Source organism: Pseudomonas sp. KK18 (assembly GCF_037094675.1).
Taxonomy (GTDB): Bacteria; Pseudomonadota; Gammaproteobacteria; order Pseudomonadales; family Pseudomonadaceae; genus Aquipseudomonas.
Genome location: NZ_CP146605.1, coordinates 3135590 through 3152968 on the forward strand (window position 1 = coordinate 3135590; position 17379 = coordinate 3152968).

Here is a 17379-nt window from a genome sequence, read left to right on the forward strand (position 1 = left end):
GAACGCTACAGCGCCAGGTGCAATACCGGCGCGCAACATTTGCCTGACTTTCCTCTTTGATGACTATGCGAATGGCCCGGGCCCGTGCGTTTCTGTGGGCGCTATCGTTGCGCCTTGCGGGGAGTGGTGGCGGGGAGGGCGCAAAGCGCGCCTGGTGCCCCGCGCCGCCGATGCAGCGGCACGGGGAAGGGCGGGGTCAGTAGATGTCTTTGGACAGCAGGGTAAACGGCGTCTTGAACAGGATCTTGATGTCCAGCCACAGCGACCAGTTGTTGATATAGCGCAGGTCGATATCGACGCGTTGCTGCATCTTCTCCAGGGTCTCGGTTTCACCCCGGCAGCCATTGACCTGCGCCAGGCCGGTGATGCCGGGCTTGATGCGATGCCGCGCCATGTACGCGCGAATCTTGCCCGAGTAGTAGTCATTGTGGGCGACGGCATGCGGGCGTGGGCCGACCAGTGCCATATGCCCTTGCAGCACGTTGAACAGCTGGGGCAGCTCGTCGATGGAGGTGCGGCGGATAAAGCGCCCTACGGGGGTAATGCGTGAGTCGTTGCGGCTCGCCTGGCGCACTTCGTGGTCGTCATGCACGCGCATCGAGCGGAACTTCCAGACCTTGATCACCTCGCCGTTCCAGCCGTGACGATCCTGCTTGAAAATTACCGGGCCGGGAGAGGTAAGTTTGATCAGCAGGGCGAACAGCAGCAGCAACGGGCTGAGCAGGATGATCGCCAACAGGGCCAGGCTCTTGTCCAGCAGCGACTTGCTCAGTGCTGCGGTCGGCCGGCTGGTCAGCGGGCTTTCATTGAGGAAGATCGCGGGCAATCCATCCACCTCGGCCACGCTGTGGTTGAGCAGCAGCATGTTGTTGAGGTCGGGCACCCAGATCACGTCCACGCTGATCTCCAGCAGGTTGAGGTACAGCGCCTCGATGTGGGTCGCTTCCTGGAGAGAGTGAGTGATGTACAGGCGGCGGATACCGTGCTGGCGGATCAGCGCGGGAAGATCGGGCAAGTCACCGAGGATCTGAGGCTGGGTGCCGGCCTGGGGGGAGGTGGTGCGGGGACCTACGAGACCGACCAGAGGGGAGCGTTTTTGCCTGGCGAGAGTATTGGCCAAGTCGGTTGCAAGTTTTCCCGTACCAATAATCAGCGATTTCTGGCGCTCATGTAGTTGCCGGTGGTAGTACCTGGATAGACTGTGAATGGGAATGTAGCAAAGGGCTAGTATTGGATAGCTGACAGCGGCCCAGAGTAGCAGGATCTCGAAGGGAAACAGCGAACTGGCATTACAGGCTATGCCGACCGCGAACAATATGCCCAGGGTCAATAACCAGCCGGTGAATAATCGTCCCAGCCCAACAAAAAAGTCATCTTTTTTGCTATAGACGTCACATAACATGTAGGCCGGTATAGAGGCCAGTATTGTAATGGCTGCCAATATCCGGTAGTGGGATTCCAATTGCCCGGTCTTGAAAAGTACCAGTGAAAACAAAAGTACAACGACCACACTCAGGGCAATTGCCCACTGTCCCCAAAAGGTCAGGCCCTTGGGTGTAAGGTTACGATGCATTCTTCTGTTGTTAAGCATACTTCTGCTCCCTGTGGTATCCACTCACGTGCTGGCAGGTTAAAGCGAGGCGTGGTTTTAATGACTATCAAATGGCAGGCGCACGCGTAGGCGTGCGTATTGATAGTAATAAATGGCAGGGAGCAATGGCTGACGACTTATAACGCGGTCATGTTGTTATAAAATGGCAGATAGAAAGGCGTTCTAATAGGCAGGGTGAATTGTAATTTTTATGAAATAATTATTGTTCTGTGACGTTTGCGCGACTGCTCAGCGGGCTCTTTATTTTTTGTGTCAGGCAGTAGCCACGGTTACGCACCGCGCGGAACAGGCGTTCGCCATCATTCACGCGCTTGAACTTGTCCTGCAATCGGCTAAGACACATTTCAAGCCCGCGATAGAGGTCGGGCTCACGTCCGATGTTGCGGATAAGTTCTTCCTTGCTGACCACACGTTCTTCATGGTTCAACATTTTCTTGATCAATGCCGACTCAATAGTGGTCAAGGAAATGCGTAGCCCACCTTTCACCAGCGCACGATCTTGCTGGGTAAGTAGCCAGACATCGGGGCCGCGTAATGCAGAGGATGAGTTAACTGTTTCCGTGGTGGTGTTATTCAGGTCCGGGTGTGTGACGTCTGATTTTAGAGCCGTGATGTTAGGTTTTTTTGATGCGTCGTAAAGTTGTCGGGTCAGTCGATTACTGGCTTCGTAAAGTCTTTTGGCGGCGACATAGTTACTGAGCCACAGATTGAAATTCTGCTCTTTGGTAACGGCGTAGGAACTGGTCGAAGCGTCCGATGTTTTTTCCACGGTTTCGATCAGCGGCCCGCTGTCGACGTCGTAATGTAAAAATGCCACATTTGGCGTGAAATCGTGCAGTGCGATTGACGGGTACGTCGATGTAAATGTGTGTTTCTTGAGAGAACTCATGGCATTCACCGATTCCAGGAAAGTACGGGGGTTCATAAACTATCAGCAGGGGAGAAGTAGGGGCCCTGAAAATAGTCAAAAGGCAAGCGTCTGGCGAGAAGTGCGCTGTCGGCGTGCTCGACGTTGTCGGCGATGAAGGAGACCCGGGTGGTGCTCATCAGCCCCAGCATCTGGTCGTAAAGCCGGTCGAACAGGCCCGAGCGGGTGTTCAGACTGAGCCTGAGGGCCGAGTCTGGAAAAGGCATTTTTATATAGTCATAAAGACTCAAGTCGATCAGCAGGTCGGTGTCTTTTGTATTTAATGTGTAATTGTTATAGGCAAGCTTCAGGTTGCTCCGGTCTTTCAGGCTATACAGTTGACGGATCATGCTCCGGCGTTCCAGCGGGCCCGGAAGGGTGTCCAGTGTGTTTCCAACGCTGACAATGAGTTGTTGTCTGTTTTTTTCCAGCGTGTGTGAAGTATCGATAATTTCCTTGAGCAGGTCCTCATTCATCAACAGCGATTGCTCAACTCGGAAAAACTTGTGGAGGCCCGGGCTTTTATCCGCGCGCAAACGTTTACTTGTGCGGGCAAATGAACTCGGCCTGGCATGTTGCAGGGCTTCGCTGTAGGCGTCTTTAAGTTGTTCGGAATAAAACGGGCAGGCGTCATCACGCGGGCTGTCGAGCGCAGGCTCGGCGTGGACGCGGATCTCACTGCCCCACAGCGTGCAACTTCGTTCAAGTATCGCTTGCCGCGAAAAGGTGAAGCAGGCTGACGCCTCACGTAATAAGGTTCCGCTATTCACGGTTCGACCGCTCCCTGACGGGGTGGATATGATTAACCGAAGCCAGCCCTCTGCTTAGTTTGTAGCCGTAACCGCGAATGCTCTGAATTATATTGCTTCCGTAATGTGATTTTATTTTGCCACGTAACCGGCTAATCGATTTTTCGAGGGCCCTTGAATCATAAAATCGGGGATTCAGCCCCATTACCACGGCGATTTCATCATGGCTGAGCAATCGATTATGAATGAGCGCTTCCAGTACTTTCATTTCGACAAAGGACACTTCGAGCTTTTTGCCACCCCCGTAGATGCACATGCGGTCCTGATCGAGTAGCAAATCAGTATTACTTAGCCAGTATGTCTCGCTGAGGAACGCGGCAAACAGGGCAAGTTTTTTCTCGGGCGAGCTCTCGACGACCTTTATGCAGTAATCAGCGCCTGCGAGATAATATTTGGTTTTGCTTAGTGTAGTGGCGAAGGTGACAACCAGGAAAATGGTGCTGCCAGGATTTTCCGATCTGGTTTTTTTAATGATGTCCAGCGTTTGGGTGCTGGCAGAGGGGGTGTCGATCTCTATGATGATGGCACGGTAATGTCCATGGCTTGCATAGGGACCGATTAGTTGGCCGTAGGAGCGTGTATCGACTTTTAGATTTTTCGGTACAGTACGAACTATAAGCTCGCTGAAGTCCTCGGATTTCGATGGGGTCCGTGCAATAGCGAGGACGTTGGAAAAATGCATCACGTTGCTCCCTTTTCCGGCATGCGAGGCCGTCAATTCAATCGCTGCAGGCGTTTAGATGTTAATCGAATTGAATACGCCAAAACGTGACAAATTTTAACATTCGGCACTTTATTTGCGGGGGGTAAGGCGGATTTCAGGCGGGTGTTGAGAGCGGGTTTGTGGACCGGAGTACTCATATGCTAGTGCAAATTTTTTAGTGTGCGATAAGTATTTTAGGCGGGTTGATTTTTTTTGGCTGGAATGATTTAAGCCTTCTAGTCCCTTAGCTCTAAAAATGCTTATACGTGACTATTTATAATAATCCAGCAAGGCGATAGCGGGCGTCGTGTGCTGGGGGATGCTCGCGCGGTCGGCCAGGTAGCGCGCCGGCGGTTGGCCGATGGCCTTGCGGAACATGGTGATAAAGCCGCTGGCGTTTTCATAGCCGAGGTCCAGTGCCACCGTCTGCACACTTTCGCCTTTCGCCAGGCGCTGCAGTGACAGGATCACATGCAGTTGCCTGCGCCAGCGGCCGAAACTCAGGCCGATCTCCTCCAGCAACAAGCGCGTCATGCTGCGTTCGCTCATGCCGATGCGTACGGCCCATTCGCCCAGGGTGGCCTTGTCGCTGGGGTTGGCCAGCAAACTGTCGGCCAGGCGCCGCAGCCGAGTGTCCCGGGGCATGGGCAGGTGCAGGGCCTCCACCGGTGCCAGTGCCAGTTCGTCCAGCAGCGTGGCCACCAACCGGCCCTGGGCGCCCTCGGTGTCGTACAGCGGCGGGAAGCTGACGGCCTTGCTGATCAATTCGTGTAACAACGGCGATACCGCCAGGGTGCAGCATTGCCGGGGCAGGGCGCCGGCGGCGTCGGGGTCGACCAACAGACAGTAGATATCCGCTGCCCCCGACCCGCGCGCGGCATGGGAAAGGCCGCCCGGAATCCACAACGCGCACTGGGGGGGCACGATCCAGATACCTTCTTCGATGACGCAATGAATCACCCCGCGCAATGTGTACATCAACTGGCCCTTGCGGTGCTGGTGCGGTGCGTGCTCCCAACTCGCAGAGGTGCTTGAAGCGCTCACTGCAACCACCGCACGGGGAATTGCATCGGCGAGGGCCGGGCGCAAGGGGTCACGGGTTTCGAGGCGGTGGTTGTACATGGCGGCGCGGCGTCTTGGCTGGAATGCGAAACATTCTGGCCATTCTGTGCAATGGCGTCCAGTGATGGCATGGCTATCATGAGAAACATTCTCGTTAAAGGAGCTTCCCATGCAACTCGACAGTTCAACATTCCCCGTGGTGAAAATCGTGTTTGACGCCCCCAGCGACACCCCCCCGCAAGATACCTTTGGCGCATTCGAGGCCTTGTTGCAGCGCGAGGAACCCTTCGTCCTGCTGCACGAGAAAGCCGTGGATGAAAGCACTCACGAGCATTCACACGAAGAACGCAAACAGGCCTCGATCTGGATGAAGAAGCACAAGGTGGCCCTGCGTACTTTCGTCAAAGGCATGATCCAGGTGGAGCCCAGCGCAGCCAAGCGCCTGGCGCTCAAGCCGTTTGCCGTGATGTTCGGCAAGGCGTGGGGCTACCCGTTGCTGGTGGTGGAATCCACGGATCAGGCCTGGGCATTGGCGCGGGACGTGCTGGATACCCAGGTGTCGGATGTGGCGCACTATTGAGTGTGGGGCGCTGCCGTGCTGCCGCGTACTGTGAGTTCGAACGGCACTACAACCTGACGCTCCGACAGCGGCGTTTTCTCGATCAGTGCGATGAGCATCTCGACGGCCTTGCGGCCGAAGATTTCGGCAGGCTGGGCAATGGTGGTCAGCGGCGGGTCGCAGTAGGCCGCGAAGGGGATGTCATCAAAGCCCACCAGGGAAATATCCTGGGGCACGCGCAGGCCCTGTTGCTTGATGCGCTTCAAGGCGCCGATGGCCATTTCGTCGTTCTCGCAGAACAGCGCAGTGGGCCGCTCGGGCAGGGCGAGCATGTTGCCTGCGCCCTCGAAACCGGCGTGCAGGGTGAAGTCGCCGTGGCAGATAAGCGCCGGGTCGCGGGGGATGCCCGCCGCGAGCAAGGCATCTTCATAACCGGCCACGCGGTCACGGGTCAGTGGGCTGCTTTTCGGGCCTTTGATCAAGCCGATGCGGCGGTGGCCGAGGTCGATCAAGTGCTGGGTCATGGCCCGGGCGGCGCCACGGTTGTCGAGGCTGATGGTGGGGTGGCGACCGTCCTGGATCACCTCGCAGGCGTTCACCAGTGGCGGTGAGTCGCTGCAGTCGCTGAACGGGTCCGAGGCCCGCAACTGAATCACACCATCGGCCTGATGGGCGTGGACCAGTTCGGCGAACTGTTTTTCGATTTCTGCCTGGCCCCGGGTGTCGCACAACAGCAACCGATAACCCGATGCCTGCGCCGCTTGCTGTGCACCGCTGATGACCCGAGCGAAAAACGTGTTGGCAATCGCCGGCACCAGGATCACCAGGTTGCCGGTGCGCCGCGAACGGAATTGCACCGCCATGCGGTTCGGCCGGTAGCCGGTCTGTTCCACGGCGGCGTTGACCTTGTCGCGGGTCTCGGGCAACACGCGTTCAGGGCTGGCCAGGGTCCTGGACACGGTGGCCACCGAGACCCCGGCCAGCCGGGCGACTTCACGAATATTGGACAAGACCACCTCGTTATCAGAACAGCAGCCTGCAAGTTTACCGCAGTCGGGGTTTGACACCGCGAGCAACCAGGCCTAAATTTCCGGCACGATGTAACCGGTTACATCATGATCGGTAATTGCCCATAAAGAGAAGACTTGCGATGACGGTTGCTGTGCAAAAAATAAGAATGGGCTTTGTTGGCGGCGGCGAAGGCGCCTTCATCGGCCAGGCTCACCGCCAGGCGGCGGGGCTGGATGGGTGTTATGAACTGGTGTGCGGTGCCTTCAGCCGTGAGCCCGAGAACAACCGGAGCACCGGCAATGCGCTGGGCCTGCCCGCGTCCCGCTGTTACAGCGAATGGCAGCAGATGCTCGCCGCCGAACAGGCGCTCCCGGCCGAGCAGCGCATGCAGCTGCTGGTGATCGTCACCCCCAATCATCTGCATGCACCGATTGCGACCCAGGCGCTGCAGGCGGGCTTCCACGTGTTCAGCGAGAAGCCGGCCGCGCTCAATCTTGCTGAAGTGCAGGCGCTGGCAGACGTTGTCAAAAACAGTTCCGGGCTTTATGGGCTGGCACACACCTACCTGGGTTACCCGATGGTGTGGCAGGCCCGCGACATGGTGCGCAATGGCGTGATCGGCGCGTTGCGCAAAGTGATCGTCGAGTACCCACAAGGCTGGCTCAGCCAGGACGTGGCCGGGCAGGGCAACAAGCAGGCGGACTGGCGCAGCCGGCCCGAGCTGTCGGGAATGGGCGGCTGCATCGGCGACATCGGCACCCACGCCTTTTCCCTGGCCGAGTTCATCGCCGACCAACCGATCGAACAGCTTTGCGCGAACCTGGGCATCCATGTACCCGGCCGGCAACTGGATGACGATGCCGCCATGCTGTTCAAGATGGCCTCCGGCGCCAGCGGCGTGCTGATCGCCAGCCAAGTGTGTGCCGGTGAAGAGAACCCGCTGAAGATCCGCCTCTATGGCGGCAAGGGCGGCCTGGAATGGCGCCAGGAAGAACCCGCCAGTCTGATCCATCGTTCCCTCGACCAACCGCTGCGCATCCTGCGTTCCGGCGTCGGCCAGCCCTGGCTGTGCGACGCGGCATTGCAGCGCATGCGCCTGCCCGCCGGGCATCCCGAGGGTTACCTGGAAGCCATGGCCAACCTCTACCGCGACTTCGCCAAGGCCATTCGCCAGGGCACCGAGGCCGTTGGCGTACCCGGCATCGAAGTCGGCGTGCGCGGCATGGCCTTTATCGAAGCCGTGATCGCCAACCATCGCGGCGAGGCGAAGTGGACCACCCTGGCGAACCACCCATGAAGGAGACTACAGACATGCGCGGCCCAGGCATTTTTCTCGCCCAGTTCATCTCGGACGAAGCGCCTTTCGACACCCTGGCCAACATCGCCCAATGGGCGGCGTCCCAGGGCTACAAGGCGATCCAGTTGCCCACACTCGGCACCCGCTACATTGACCTGGCCCGCGCTGCAGAAAGCCAGGCCTACTGCGATGAACTCAAGGCGACCTGCGCCCATGCCGGCGTCGAAATCAGCGAGCTATCGACCCACCTGCAGGGCCAACTTGTGGCCGTGCACCCGGCATTCGACACGCTGTTCGACGACTTCGCCCCGGCCCATCTGCGCGGCCAGCCCCAGGCACGGACCGAGTGGGCCATCGACCAATTGAAACTCGCCGCCCGCGCCAGCCAGCGCCTTGGCTTGACGGCCCACGCGACCTTCTCCGGCGCGCTGCTCTGGCCGTACATCTACCCCTGGCCACAACGCCCCAGCGGCCTGGTGGAGCAAGGCTTTGCCGAGTTGGCCAAGCGCTGGCTGCCGATTCTCGATTGCTTCGAGGCGGCCGGCGTCGACCTGTGCTACGAAATCCACCCCGGCGAAGACCTTCACGACGGCGCCTCTTTCGAGCGCTTCCTCGAAGCCGTCGACCACCATCCCCGGGCCAACATTCTCTACGACCCCAGCCACCTGCTGCTGCAGCAAATGGATTACCTGGGCTTCATCGACCGCTACCACGCGCGCATCCGCATGTTCCACGTCAAGGACGCCGAGTTTCGCCCCGACGCGCGCTCCGGCGTGTATGGCGGCTACCAAGGATGGGTCGACCGCCCTGGCCGTTTTCGCTCATTGGGCGATGGCCAGATCGACTTCAAATCGATCTTCAGCAAGCTCACCCAGTACGACTTCCACGGTTGGGCCGTGCTGGAGTGGGAGTGCTGCCTGAAGGACGCGCAACAAGGCGCGGCAGAAGGGGCGGAGTTCATCCGCCAGCACATGATCCGCAAGACCAGCAAGGCATTCGATGACTTCGCCGGCGTGACATCCGACGAGCAATCCAACCGACGGCTGCTGGGCCTGCCCGACGCCTGAACAGCGCTTCTGACTCAAAATAACAATAAAACGGTGACCACAATGAAAGCGCGACTGAGCGTCATGATGTTCCTGCAATTCTTCATCTGGGGCGGCTGGTTCGTCACCCTCGGCACCTTCCTCGCCAGCAACCTGGGGGCCAGCGGCGGGCAGATCGGCATGGCGTTTTCCACCCAGTCGTGGGGGGCGATCATCGCCCCGTTTATCATCGGCCTGATCGCCGACCGCTACTTCAACGCCGAGCGCATCCTGGCGGTGCTGCACCTGATCGGCGCGGTGCTGCTGTACCAGCTGTACCGCGCGCCGGACTTCGTCGGCTTTTATCCCTACGTGCTGGCATACATGGTCATCTACATGCCGACCCTGGCACTGGTGAACTCGGTGGCCTTCCGGCAAATGAGCGACCCGGCCCAGGAGTTTTCGCGCATCCGTGTGTGGGGCACCCTGGGCTGGATTGTTGCGGGGCTGGTGATCAGCTTTGTGTTCGCCTGGGATTCGCAGCAGTCGATCACCACGGGCGCGTTGCGCAACACCTTCCTGATGTCTGCCATCGCGTCAGTGATGCTGGGTTTCTACAGCTTCACCTTGCCGCGTACCGCGCCCTTGAAAGCCGAGGCGGGCAAGGGTGATATCAAGCAACTGCTCGGGCTGGATGCGCTGGGGTTGCTCAAGGATCGCAGCTACCTGGTGTTCTTCATCGCCTCGATCCTGATCTGCATTCCCCTGGCGTTCTACTACCAGAACGCCAACCCGTTTCTCGCGGAAATCGGCGTGACCAACCCCACGGCAAAAATGGCCATTGGGCAAGTGTCCGAGGTGCTGTTCATGCTGCTATTGCCGCTGTTCATCCAGCGTTTTGGCATCAAGGTCGCGCTGTTGGTGGGCATGCTGGCGTGGGCGCTGCGCTATGCACTGTTCGCCTACGGCAATAATGGCGAGCTGGCCTTCATGCTGTTTACCGGGATTGCGCTGCATGGCATCTGCTATGACTTCTTCTTTGTCTCGGGGCAGATCTACACCGACGCGAAAGCGCCGGAGCGCTTCAGGAGTTCGGCGCAGGGGCTGATTACCCTGGCTACGTACGGTGTGGGCATGTTGATTGGGTTCTGGGTGGCGGGGCAGGTGACCGACCACTATGTGGCGGCGGGTGGCAGCCATGACTGGCGCAGCATCTGGTTGTTTCCGGCGGGGTTTGCGCTGGTGATCTTTTTTTGTTTTTCGCTGGCGTTCAAGGGGCGGGAGCGGGTGGCGGGCTGACTGAGTACGATGTCAGGCCAGCCAAAATCAAAGGTGGGAGCTGGCTTGCCAGCGATAACATCGCCTCGGTGCAACTGATACATCGAGGTGTCTGCATCGCAGGCAAGCCAGCTCCCACACTGATTCTCTTTGCCTGTTTGAGCGTGTTGTTGGCTGGTGTGGAACTCAGGCTTTACCGGGGCTCTTGAACAGATCAAGCATCAGCAACAACGCACCCAGAGTGATCGCGATATCGGCGAGATTGAACACACCCGTATGCAGCGGGCCGACATTCACCACCAGATAATCGACGACATGGCCGTCGCGAAAGACCCGGTCAATCAGGTTCCCGGCGCCGCCCAGGGCAATCAGGAAAAGTGGTGCGGCCTTGCGCAGGGAGTGGTTCCAGTTCGTCCAGGCCCAATAACCCGCCCAGCACACCACCGCGGCCACGCCGACGATAAAGATCAGTTGCTTGACCTGGGTTGGCAGGCTAGCGCCCAAGCTGAGGAACGCACCCGGGTTCAAGCTCAGCTCCAAGGCCATGTTGACCGGGCTTGAACCGAACCGGAACGTTGTGGCTTGAAGCGAAAACAGCGCCAGCAGTTTGATCAACTGGTCCACGGCGATAAACGCAATGCCCATCAGCACCGCAAAGCTTCGTCCTCTCAAGGCGTCCTGCTTCTTCAACGTTTCACTCCTTCATGTTTTTCGCCTGAGCCGGCGGCGCCCCGAAGATATAGCACGGCCTGCACAGCGTCCATCTTTGCACCGGCAGCCTGCCTGGCTCCGGCGTTTCAGGTATCCTCCGCGCCCCGCTCAACAACTATTCCCAAACCATGCCAGAACACAACATGCAGGCCCTGTTGGAGTCGATCCTCGACGAAGTCCGTCCACTGATCGGCCTCGGCAAGGTCGCCGACTACATCCCCGCGCTCGCCGACGTGCCGGCCCAGCAACTGGGCATTGCCGTGTATGGCAATGACGGCTCGTCCTACTGCGCGGGTGATGCTCACACCTTGTTCTCCGTACAGAGCATCTCCAAGGTATTCAGCCTGGTGCAGGCCATCGACCATGGCGGCGAAAGCATCTGGGAACGCCTGGGCCACGAACCGTCGGGGCAGCCGTTCAACTCCATGGTGCAACTGGAGTTCGAGCGTGGGCGGCCACGCAACCCGTTTATCAACGCCGGTGCGCTGGTGATCTGCGACATCAACCAATCGCGCTTTGCCGTGCCGATTTTGTCCATGCGTGATTTTGTGCGGCGGCTGTCGGGCAACCCGCAGATCCTGGTCAACAGCGTGGTGGCCGAATCCGAAGCCCAGCACGGTGCGCGCAATGCGGCCATGGCGTACCTGATGAAGTCCTTCGGCAACTTCCACAATGACGTGGATGCAGTGCTGCACAGCTACTTCAACTACTGCGCGTTGCAGATGAGCTGCCTGGACCTGGCCAAGGCATTTTGCTTCCTGGCGAATGAGGGGGTGTGCACCCACAGCGGCGAGCAGATTCTGACGGCGCGCCAGACCAAGCAAGTGAACTCGATCATGGCCACCAGCGGGCTGTATGACGAGGCGGGGAATTTTGCGTATCGCGTTGGCTTGCCGGGCAAGAGCGGGGTAGGCGGCGGGATTCTCGCGGTGGTGCCGGGGCAGTTTACGGTGTGCGTGTGGTCGCCGGAGTTGAATGCGGCGGGCAATTCCCTGGCGGGGATGAAGGCGTTGGAGTTGTTGAGCGAGCGTATCGGATGGTCGGTTTTTTGAAGAGACTTGATCGCTCCCACGCTCTGCGTGGGAGCGCAGCCCTGGACGCTCTGCGTCTGCCTTTGTGACGCGGAGCGTCACGGTCTGCATTCCCACGCGGAGCGTGGGAACGAGCTCAGCGCGGGCTGGTTTGCGCGCATCGATCCAGCGCTTTGTCGACCAGCATCTGCACACCTTCCAGCATCCGGCAAATGCCCAGCGCCACGTTGCGCTGGGTACCATCGACTTCGAAGGCCAGGTGAGCGGCGATGACATTGATCGACGCCAGGTCTTGCGAGGCATTGGCCAGCAAGGTTTCCGTGTCCAGGTCCGTACGCACGGTAAATAATCCATCGAACGGTAGCTCGGTGGGTTCAGGCGGTTGGGGTTGGGCGTCAGGTTTCAGATAGTGGTGAATGGCGCGGTAAGCGGCTTCTTGAAGCCGGTCGGTGTGCGGTGGGGGATTGGGGCTGTCTTTAATCATGGTGAAGCTCCTTTGTGAATGGAGCTGCCACGATTCGCGGTCAAACGATTAGGGTGGCAGCTATACGCGGGTTGACCGACCGGCCCAAAGAACAAAACCGGCATACCCGAAGGTATCCCGCGTACAGCTGCCGCGACACAATACATCAGGCGTAAAAAAAACGCCCAAGATCGGTTTTGGCGCAGTTGTTCTATGGTTGCGGACGGTCAAATCCGGTCGCTGAATTGGCAGCGACTGCGGGAGGTTAGTCAGCCCGGGTCCGACCGACAACCTGAAACAGTTGTCGGAAAAATCCGAGCATGTCTCCCTCAGTCAGAGACGGTCCGTGTCGCACAATCGTGTGGTCCTGGCCACCGCCAAGTCGGTGCTCCGGCTATTGATCGCTCCCACGCTCTGCGTGGGAGCGCTGCCCTGGACGCTTTGCGTCTGCCTTTGTGACGCGGAGCGTCACGGTCTGCATTCCCACGCGGAGCGTGGGAACGAGCTTAAAATCCGAGTGCGTCTCGCTGTCGAGGAGAGTGCTGCTACCATCGACGCAATCCCTCATCAGTCAGAGACAATCCATGTTGCCTAATCGCGTGGTCCAGGCCGCCGCCAAGTCGGTGCTACAGCAGCTCGTTACGCGGATCACGCCACAGTCCACCGAAGCCTCCATCGCCGAAATGGCGACGCAGATGCTCGCGGATTCCGGCTATCCGCAGACCTGGTATTACGACTGCCCGGCCTTCGTATTGCTGGGTTCGCGCAGTGCGCTTTCGGTGTCGGGACGCGACTATCTGCCCAGTGATGAAGCCGTTGGTTTACACAATCTGATCACGGTGGATTTGAGCCCGAGAGCAGGCAATGTGTGGGGCGACTGTGCCCGCTCTTTCTATGTGGAGGAGGGCGTGTGCCGGGCGGTGCCGGTGGGGGCCGAGTTCAGCAGGGGTTATGAAGTCGAGCACCTGCTACACGCGATGATGCGCACATTCGCCCGGCCTGAAACCACGTTCAACGATCTCCACGCGTTCGCCAATGACCTGATCGCATCCGAGGGTTTCGAGAACCTCGATTTCGCCGGCAACGTCGGCCACAGCCTCTGCGAGCAGCGTGACCAAAGGCTCTACATCGAGGCGGGCAATCATCGGCGCCTGGAGGAGGTGACGTGCTTTACCTTCGAGCCGCATGCTCGCGAGCGAGGCGGTCGCTGGGGCTACAAGCATGAAAATATCTATTTCTTCAGTGATGAGGGAAAGGTCTGCGAGCTTTGACGAAGGCGCCGGTCTCCTGAGGACACGCGGCGCCTTCGGTTTTTTCGCGAGCAAGCTCGCTCCTACAGGGAGAGGCGATCCAGCAGGCTGTACCACGCCACGCCCGCGCCGATGTAGAAGCGTTGCAAGCCATGCAGTGGCAACCGCTGCAAAGGCGTTACCGGGTAAGCGAAGTCGGAGCGGCTGTCACACAGGCGCCCGGCCAGTTGCTGGCCGAGGCTGGTGCACAAGGCAATCCCGCGCCCGTTGCAGCCCAGTGCCAGGGTCAGCCCCGGTGCAGGCTCGTGGACGTGGGGCATAAAGTCCCGGGTGATCGCGATCCGGCCCGCCCAGCGGTACTCGAAGTCCAGCTTGCCCAGCTGCGGAAACAGCAGTGCCAGCGAGCGCTCCAGGTGCGCAAAATCTGCGGGCCCGGTGGGGTCGTTGAACAACCCGCGCCCGCCCATCAGCAGGCGGCCATGGGCATCCTTGCGAAAGTAAAGCAACAGGCGCTGTGCGGTTGAGACGGTTTCTTGCCCCGGCAAAATGCTCTCGGCCCCAGGCCCGCTCAAGGGCCGGGTGGCGACGATAAAACTGTTGGCCGCCAGCACACTCTGGGCCATGCCGGGCCACAAGTCGCCGCTGTAGCCGTTGGTGGCCAGTACCACCTGGCCGGCCGACACCTGCGCGCCGCTCGCGGTCTGCAACTTCCAGCCCGCGCCCGCCTGTTGCATCGCGGTCACTGCGCTCTGCCCATGAATGCGCACGCCCGCCGCCTGGGCTGCACGCACCAGGCCCCGAGCATAGGCCAAGGGTTGGATGGCACCCGCGCGACCGTCCAGCCAGCCACCGGCAAACGCCTGGCTGCCCATGCGGGCGGACACCGCGCCGGCATCCAGGCGCTGCACCGGCACCCCGCGACGTGCCCACTGTTCGGCCCGGGCGTGCAGGCCCGCCACGCCTTTTTCGGAATAGGAAACCTGCATCCAGCCCTTGCGTGTGGGCGCACAGTCAATGCCATGGCGCTCGATAAGGTTGAACACCAGGTCGGCAGAGTTGGACACGGTGTTGATCAGTGGCTCGGCGCGCTCGGCACCGTACATCTGCACCAGTTGATCCGGGTCGTATTTGAGTGTCGGGTTGACCTGCCCGCCATTGCGCCCGGACGCGCCCCAGCCAGGCTCGTTGGCCTCCAGCACGCACACGCTCACGCCGCGCTCCGCCAGGTGCAGCGCCGTGGACAAGCCGGTATACCCGGCGCCGACGATGGCCACGTCCACCTTTAATGACTCAGCCAACGCGGGTGTTTGCGGTGCAGCGGGCGCCGTCGCCGCCCAGAGTGACTTCATGGCAGGCTCCGGGTGTTGGCCGTCGGGTGCAGCACGCGGCGCAGGAAGTCCTGGGTGCGCGGTTGTTGCGGGTTGCCCAGCACCTGCTCGGCCGGCCCGCTCTCCACGATGTAGCCGCCGTGCAGGAAGCACACGCGGTCGGCCACTTCCCGGGCAAAGCCCATTTCGTGGGTCACCACGATCATGGTCATGCCTTCGTCCGCGAGGGTGCGCATCACCTCCAGCACATCGCCCACCAGTTCCGGGTCGAGGGCCGAAGTGGGTTCGTCGAACAACATCGCATCGGGTTTCATCGCCAGTGCGCGGGCGATGGCAACCCGCTGTTGCTGGCCGCCGGAGAGTTGTTCCGGGTAGGCATCGGCCTTGGCCGACAGGCCGACTTTATCCAGCAGCGCCAAGGCTTCTTCCCGGGCCTGTTGCAGCGGTTCGCCCTTGACGTACACCGGGCCTTCCATCACGTTTTCCAGCACGGTGCGATGGGGGAACAGGTTGAAGCGCTGGAACACCATGCCCATGCGGCTGCGCAGGGCGTGTACGGTCTTGCTGCCACGTTGCACGGTTTCGCCGAACACGTTGATGGTGCCGCCATCGTAGGCTTCCAGGGCGTTGATGCAGCGCAGCAAGGTGGATTTGCCCGAGCCGGACGGGCCGATCAGGCACACCACTTCGCCCTTGGCCACGTCCAGGTCGACGCCGTGCAGCACGCGATGGGTGCCGTAGTGCTTTTGCAGTTGGCGAATCTCGATCATGCTTTTTTCCTCCGGCCCAGGTGCTGTTCCATGCGGCGCAGGCCATACACCAGCGGCAGGCTCATCAGCAGGTAGAGCAGGGCGACCAGGGTGTAGACGGTCATGTTCTGGAAGGTGGACGAGGCGATCAGTTGGCCCTGGCGCGTCATCTCGGCCACGGTGATGGTCGACACCAGCGATGAGTCCTTGAGCATCATCACCAGGGTGTTGCCGTAGGGCGGCAAGGCGATGCGAAACGCCTGGGGCAGGATCACCCGGCGCATCATCAGCACCGAGCGCATGCCCAGGGCTTCGGCGGCTTCACGCTGGCCCTGTTCGACGGCGATGATGCCGGTACGGAAGTTCTCCGCCTGGTACGCCGAGTAGGCGATGCCCATGCCGATCACACCCGCCTGGAATGCACTGAGGTGCACGCCCATGTCCGGCAACACGAAGTAGATGTAGAACAGCTGCACGATGATCGGCAGGCCGCGAATCACATTGATCACGGTGCTCGCCGCCCACGACAGCGCCTTGATCGGCGACAGTTTGAGCAGCGCCAGCACCAGGCCGATAGCGCTGCTGAGCAGGAACGACAGCACGGTGATCTGGATCGTCACCCACGCGCCTTGCAGCAGGATCGGCAGGAAGTCCTGGGCGTTTTGCAGGAATTCAGCCGGGTTCATGGCTGCACCCGGGCATCAAGCCCCCACTTCTTCAGGATCGCGTCCAGGGTGCCGTCGGCCTTGATGCTGGCGATGGCTTGGTTCAGGCGTTCGAGGGTTTCGCTGTCGCCTTTGCGCACCACCAGGCACACCTCGCCGACGTTGACCGGCTTGTAGTCGGCGGCGAGCTTCACGCCCTTGAACAGCTTCTGGCGGATCTGGTACGCCACCACCGGCTGGTCACCCACGGCGGCCTTGATGCGGCCCAGGCTCAGGTCGCGGACCATTTCGCCGATGGAGTCGTAGGTGCGGATTTCCTTGAAGATTCCCAGCTTGTTGAGCATGTCGTAGAAGATCGTGCCGGCTTGTACACCCACTACCTGGTCCTTCAAGGAGCTGAGGTCGGTATAGGTCGCGTTGTCGTCGGCACTCACGATCAGCCCTTCACCGTAGGCGTACACCGGCGCGCTGAAGTCCACCACCTGGGCACGCTCCGGGGTCTTGAGCATGCCGGCGGCGATGAAGTCGAGCTTGCCCGAGGTGAGGGACGGGATCAGCGCGGCAAAGTTGGTCTGCTCGATTTCGCTGGTGAAACCACCGGCCTTGCCCACTGCGTTGGCGACGTCGACCATCACGCCCTGGATGCTGTTGCTCTTGATATCGAGGAAGGTGAACGGCGAACCGCTGGCCGTTGCACCGACTTTGTACGAGGCTGCACCGGCGGCGTGCACGGTGGCCACGCAAAAGGTGGCGCAAAGACCGAAGGCGAGGCGGCGAAACAAGGGCGAAAGACTGTTCATCGGGTTACTCCAGAAGGAAAACGGATCGTCACTACCGCGAGCGGTTACCGAGCAAACCGCAAGCTCTGTGCCATTTCGATTAAATAAAATCGGTTTACGCTATGTAAATTAAACAAAAT

Annotated in this window: 18 protein-coding genes; 6 read left to right on the top strand and 12 right to left on the bottom strand. The window is 60.1% G+C overall.

Annotated features, from left to right (window positions below):
• Positions 1 to 196: 196 nt before the first annotated feature.
• The 5 genes from V6607_RS14270 to V6607_RS14290 form a co-directional block, all read right to left on the bottom strand.
• On the bottom strand, positions 197 to 1591 hold the full coding sequence (locus V6607_RS14270) for an undecaprenyl-phosphate glucose phosphotransferase (protein WP_087694227.1): 1395 nt from the start codon (positions 1589 to 1591) through the stop codon (positions 197 to 199).
• A gap of 220 nt (positions 1592 to 1811) precedes the next feature.
• The gene (locus V6607_RS14275; RefSeq protein WP_008435430.1) at positions 1812 to 2501 is read right to left on the bottom strand and encodes a winged helix-turn-helix domain-containing protein; all 690 of its coding nucleotides are present in this window, start codon (positions 2499 to 2501) and stop codon (positions 1812 to 1814) included.
• Positions 2502 to 2533: 32 nt separating this feature from the next.
• On the bottom strand, positions 2534 to 3289 hold the full coding sequence (locus V6607_RS14280) for an EAL domain-containing protein (protein ID WP_134326354.1): 756 nt from the start codon (positions 3287 to 3289) through the stop codon (positions 2534 to 2536).
• Positions 3282 to 4010 carry a winged helix-turn-helix domain-containing protein gene (locus V6607_RS14285; protein ID WP_003211381.1) on the bottom strand — a complete coding sequence of 243 codons (729 nt, stop codon included), beginning with the start codon at positions 4008 to 4010 and terminating at the stop codon, positions 3282 to 3284. The genes V6607_RS14280 and V6607_RS14285 overlap by 8 nt, the downstream gene beginning before the upstream one ends.
• A gap of 291 nt (positions 4011 to 4301) precedes the next feature.
• Positions 4302 to 5153 carry a helix-turn-helix transcriptional regulator gene (locus V6607_RS14290; RefSeq protein ID WP_003211383.1) on the bottom strand — a complete coding sequence of 284 codons (852 nt, stop codon included), beginning with the start codon at positions 5151 to 5153 and terminating at the stop codon, positions 4302 to 4304.
• A 109-nt stretch (positions 5154 to 5262) separates the two neighbouring features.
• Here V6607_RS14290 and V6607_RS14295 point away from each other — a divergent pair, with 109 nt between their 5' ends.
• Complete coding sequence (locus V6607_RS14295) at positions 5263 to 5673, top strand: hypothetical protein (protein WP_003211385.1); 411 nt, start codon at positions 5263 to 5265, stop codon at positions 5671 to 5673.
• Here V6607_RS14295 and V6607_RS14300 read toward each other — a convergent pair.
• Positions 5667 to 6662 (bottom strand): LacI family DNA-binding transcriptional regulator, encoded by a 996-nt coding sequence (locus tag V6607_RS14300; protein ID WP_087694229.1) that lies wholly within the window; start codon positions 6660 to 6662, stop codon positions 5667 to 5669. The genes V6607_RS14295 and V6607_RS14300 overlap by 7 nt on opposite strands.
• Positions 6663 to 6829: 167 nt before the next feature.
• Here V6607_RS14300 and V6607_RS14305 point away from each other — a divergent pair, with 167 nt between their 5' ends.
• From V6607_RS14305 to V6607_RS14315, 3 genes are read left to right on the top strand one after another with little or no spacing between them, the layout of a single operon-like run.
• Positions 6830 to 7960, top strand: coding sequence for a Gfo/Idh/MocA family oxidoreductase (locus V6607_RS14305; RefSeq protein WP_177437413.1), 1131 nt, complete (start codon positions 6830 to 6832; stop codon positions 7958 to 7960).
• Between the two features lie 14 nt (positions 7961 to 7974).
• A complete protein-coding gene (locus V6607_RS14310; protein WP_087694231.1) occupies positions 7975 to 9027 on the top strand; it encodes a sugar phosphate isomerase/epimerase family protein in 1053 nt (350 codons plus the stop codon).
• Positions 9028 to 9069: 42 nt separating this feature from the next.
• A complete protein-coding gene (locus V6607_RS14315) occupies positions 9070 to 10284 on the top strand; it encodes a nucleoside permease (protein WP_134326356.1) in 1215 nt (404 codons plus the stop codon).
• A gap of 165 nt (positions 10285 to 10449) precedes the next feature.
• On the opposite strand, the gene V6607_RS14320 is transcribed toward V6607_RS14315, so the two are convergent.
• Positions 10450 to 10908 carry a signal peptidase II gene (locus V6607_RS14320; RefSeq protein WP_134327658.1) on the bottom strand — a complete coding sequence of 153 codons (459 nt, stop codon included), beginning with the start codon at positions 10906 to 10908 and terminating at the stop codon, positions 10450 to 10452.
• 209 nt (positions 10909 to 11117) lie between these two features.
• Here V6607_RS14320 and glsB point away from each other — a divergent pair, with 209 nt between their 5' ends.
• The gene (gene glsB, locus V6607_RS14325) at positions 11118 to 12026 is read left to right on the top strand and encodes a glutaminase B (RefSeq protein ID WP_003211397.1); all 909 of its coding nucleotides are present in this window, start codon (positions 11118 to 11120) and stop codon (positions 12024 to 12026) included.
• Between the two features lie 115 nt (positions 12027 to 12141).
• Here the strand turns inward: glsB and V6607_RS14330 are convergent, their stop codons facing one another.
• Positions 12142 to 12489: a DUF6124 family protein gene (locus V6607_RS14330; protein WP_003211399.1), complete on the bottom strand. Its 348-nt coding sequence runs from the start codon at positions 12487 to 12489 to the stop codon at positions 12142 to 12144.
• A 563-nt stretch (positions 12490 to 13052) separates the two neighbouring features.
• On the opposite strand from V6607_RS14330, the gene V6607_RS14335 reads away from it, so the two are divergent.
• Positions 13053 to 13739: a M24 family metallopeptidase gene (locus V6607_RS14335; protein ID WP_338743956.1), complete on the top strand. Its 687-nt coding sequence runs from the start codon at positions 13053 to 13055 to the stop codon at positions 13737 to 13739.
• A 62-nt stretch (positions 13740 to 13801) separates the two neighbouring features.
• On the opposite strand, the gene V6607_RS14340 is transcribed toward V6607_RS14335, so the two are convergent.
• From V6607_RS14340 to V6607_RS14355, 4 genes are read right to left on the bottom strand one after another with little or no spacing between them, the layout of a single operon-like run.
• A complete protein-coding gene (locus V6607_RS14340; protein ID WP_134326358.1) occupies positions 13802 to 15067 on the bottom strand; it encodes an FAD-binding oxidoreductase in 1266 nt (421 codons plus the stop codon).
• Positions 15064 to 15816, bottom strand: coding sequence for an amino acid ABC transporter ATP-binding protein (locus V6607_RS14345; protein WP_087694235.1), 753 nt, complete (start codon positions 15814 to 15816; stop codon positions 15064 to 15066). The genes V6607_RS14340 and V6607_RS14345 overlap by 4 nt, the downstream gene beginning before the upstream one ends.
• On the bottom strand, positions 15813 to 16481 hold the full coding sequence (ehuD, locus tag V6607_RS14350; RefSeq protein ID WP_008435412.1) for an ectoine/hydroxyectoine ABC transporter permease subunit EhuD: 669 nt from the start codon (positions 16479 to 16481) through the stop codon (positions 15813 to 15815). Before ehuD ends, V6607_RS14345 begins: the two co-directional genes overlap by 4 nt.
• On the bottom strand, positions 16478 to 17260 hold the full coding sequence (locus V6607_RS14355; RefSeq protein WP_134326359.1) for an ABC transporter substrate-binding protein: 783 nt from the start codon (positions 17258 to 17260) through the stop codon (positions 16478 to 16480). Before V6607_RS14355 ends, ehuD begins: the two co-directional genes overlap by 4 nt.
• Positions 17261 to 17379: the final 119 nt, after the last annotated feature.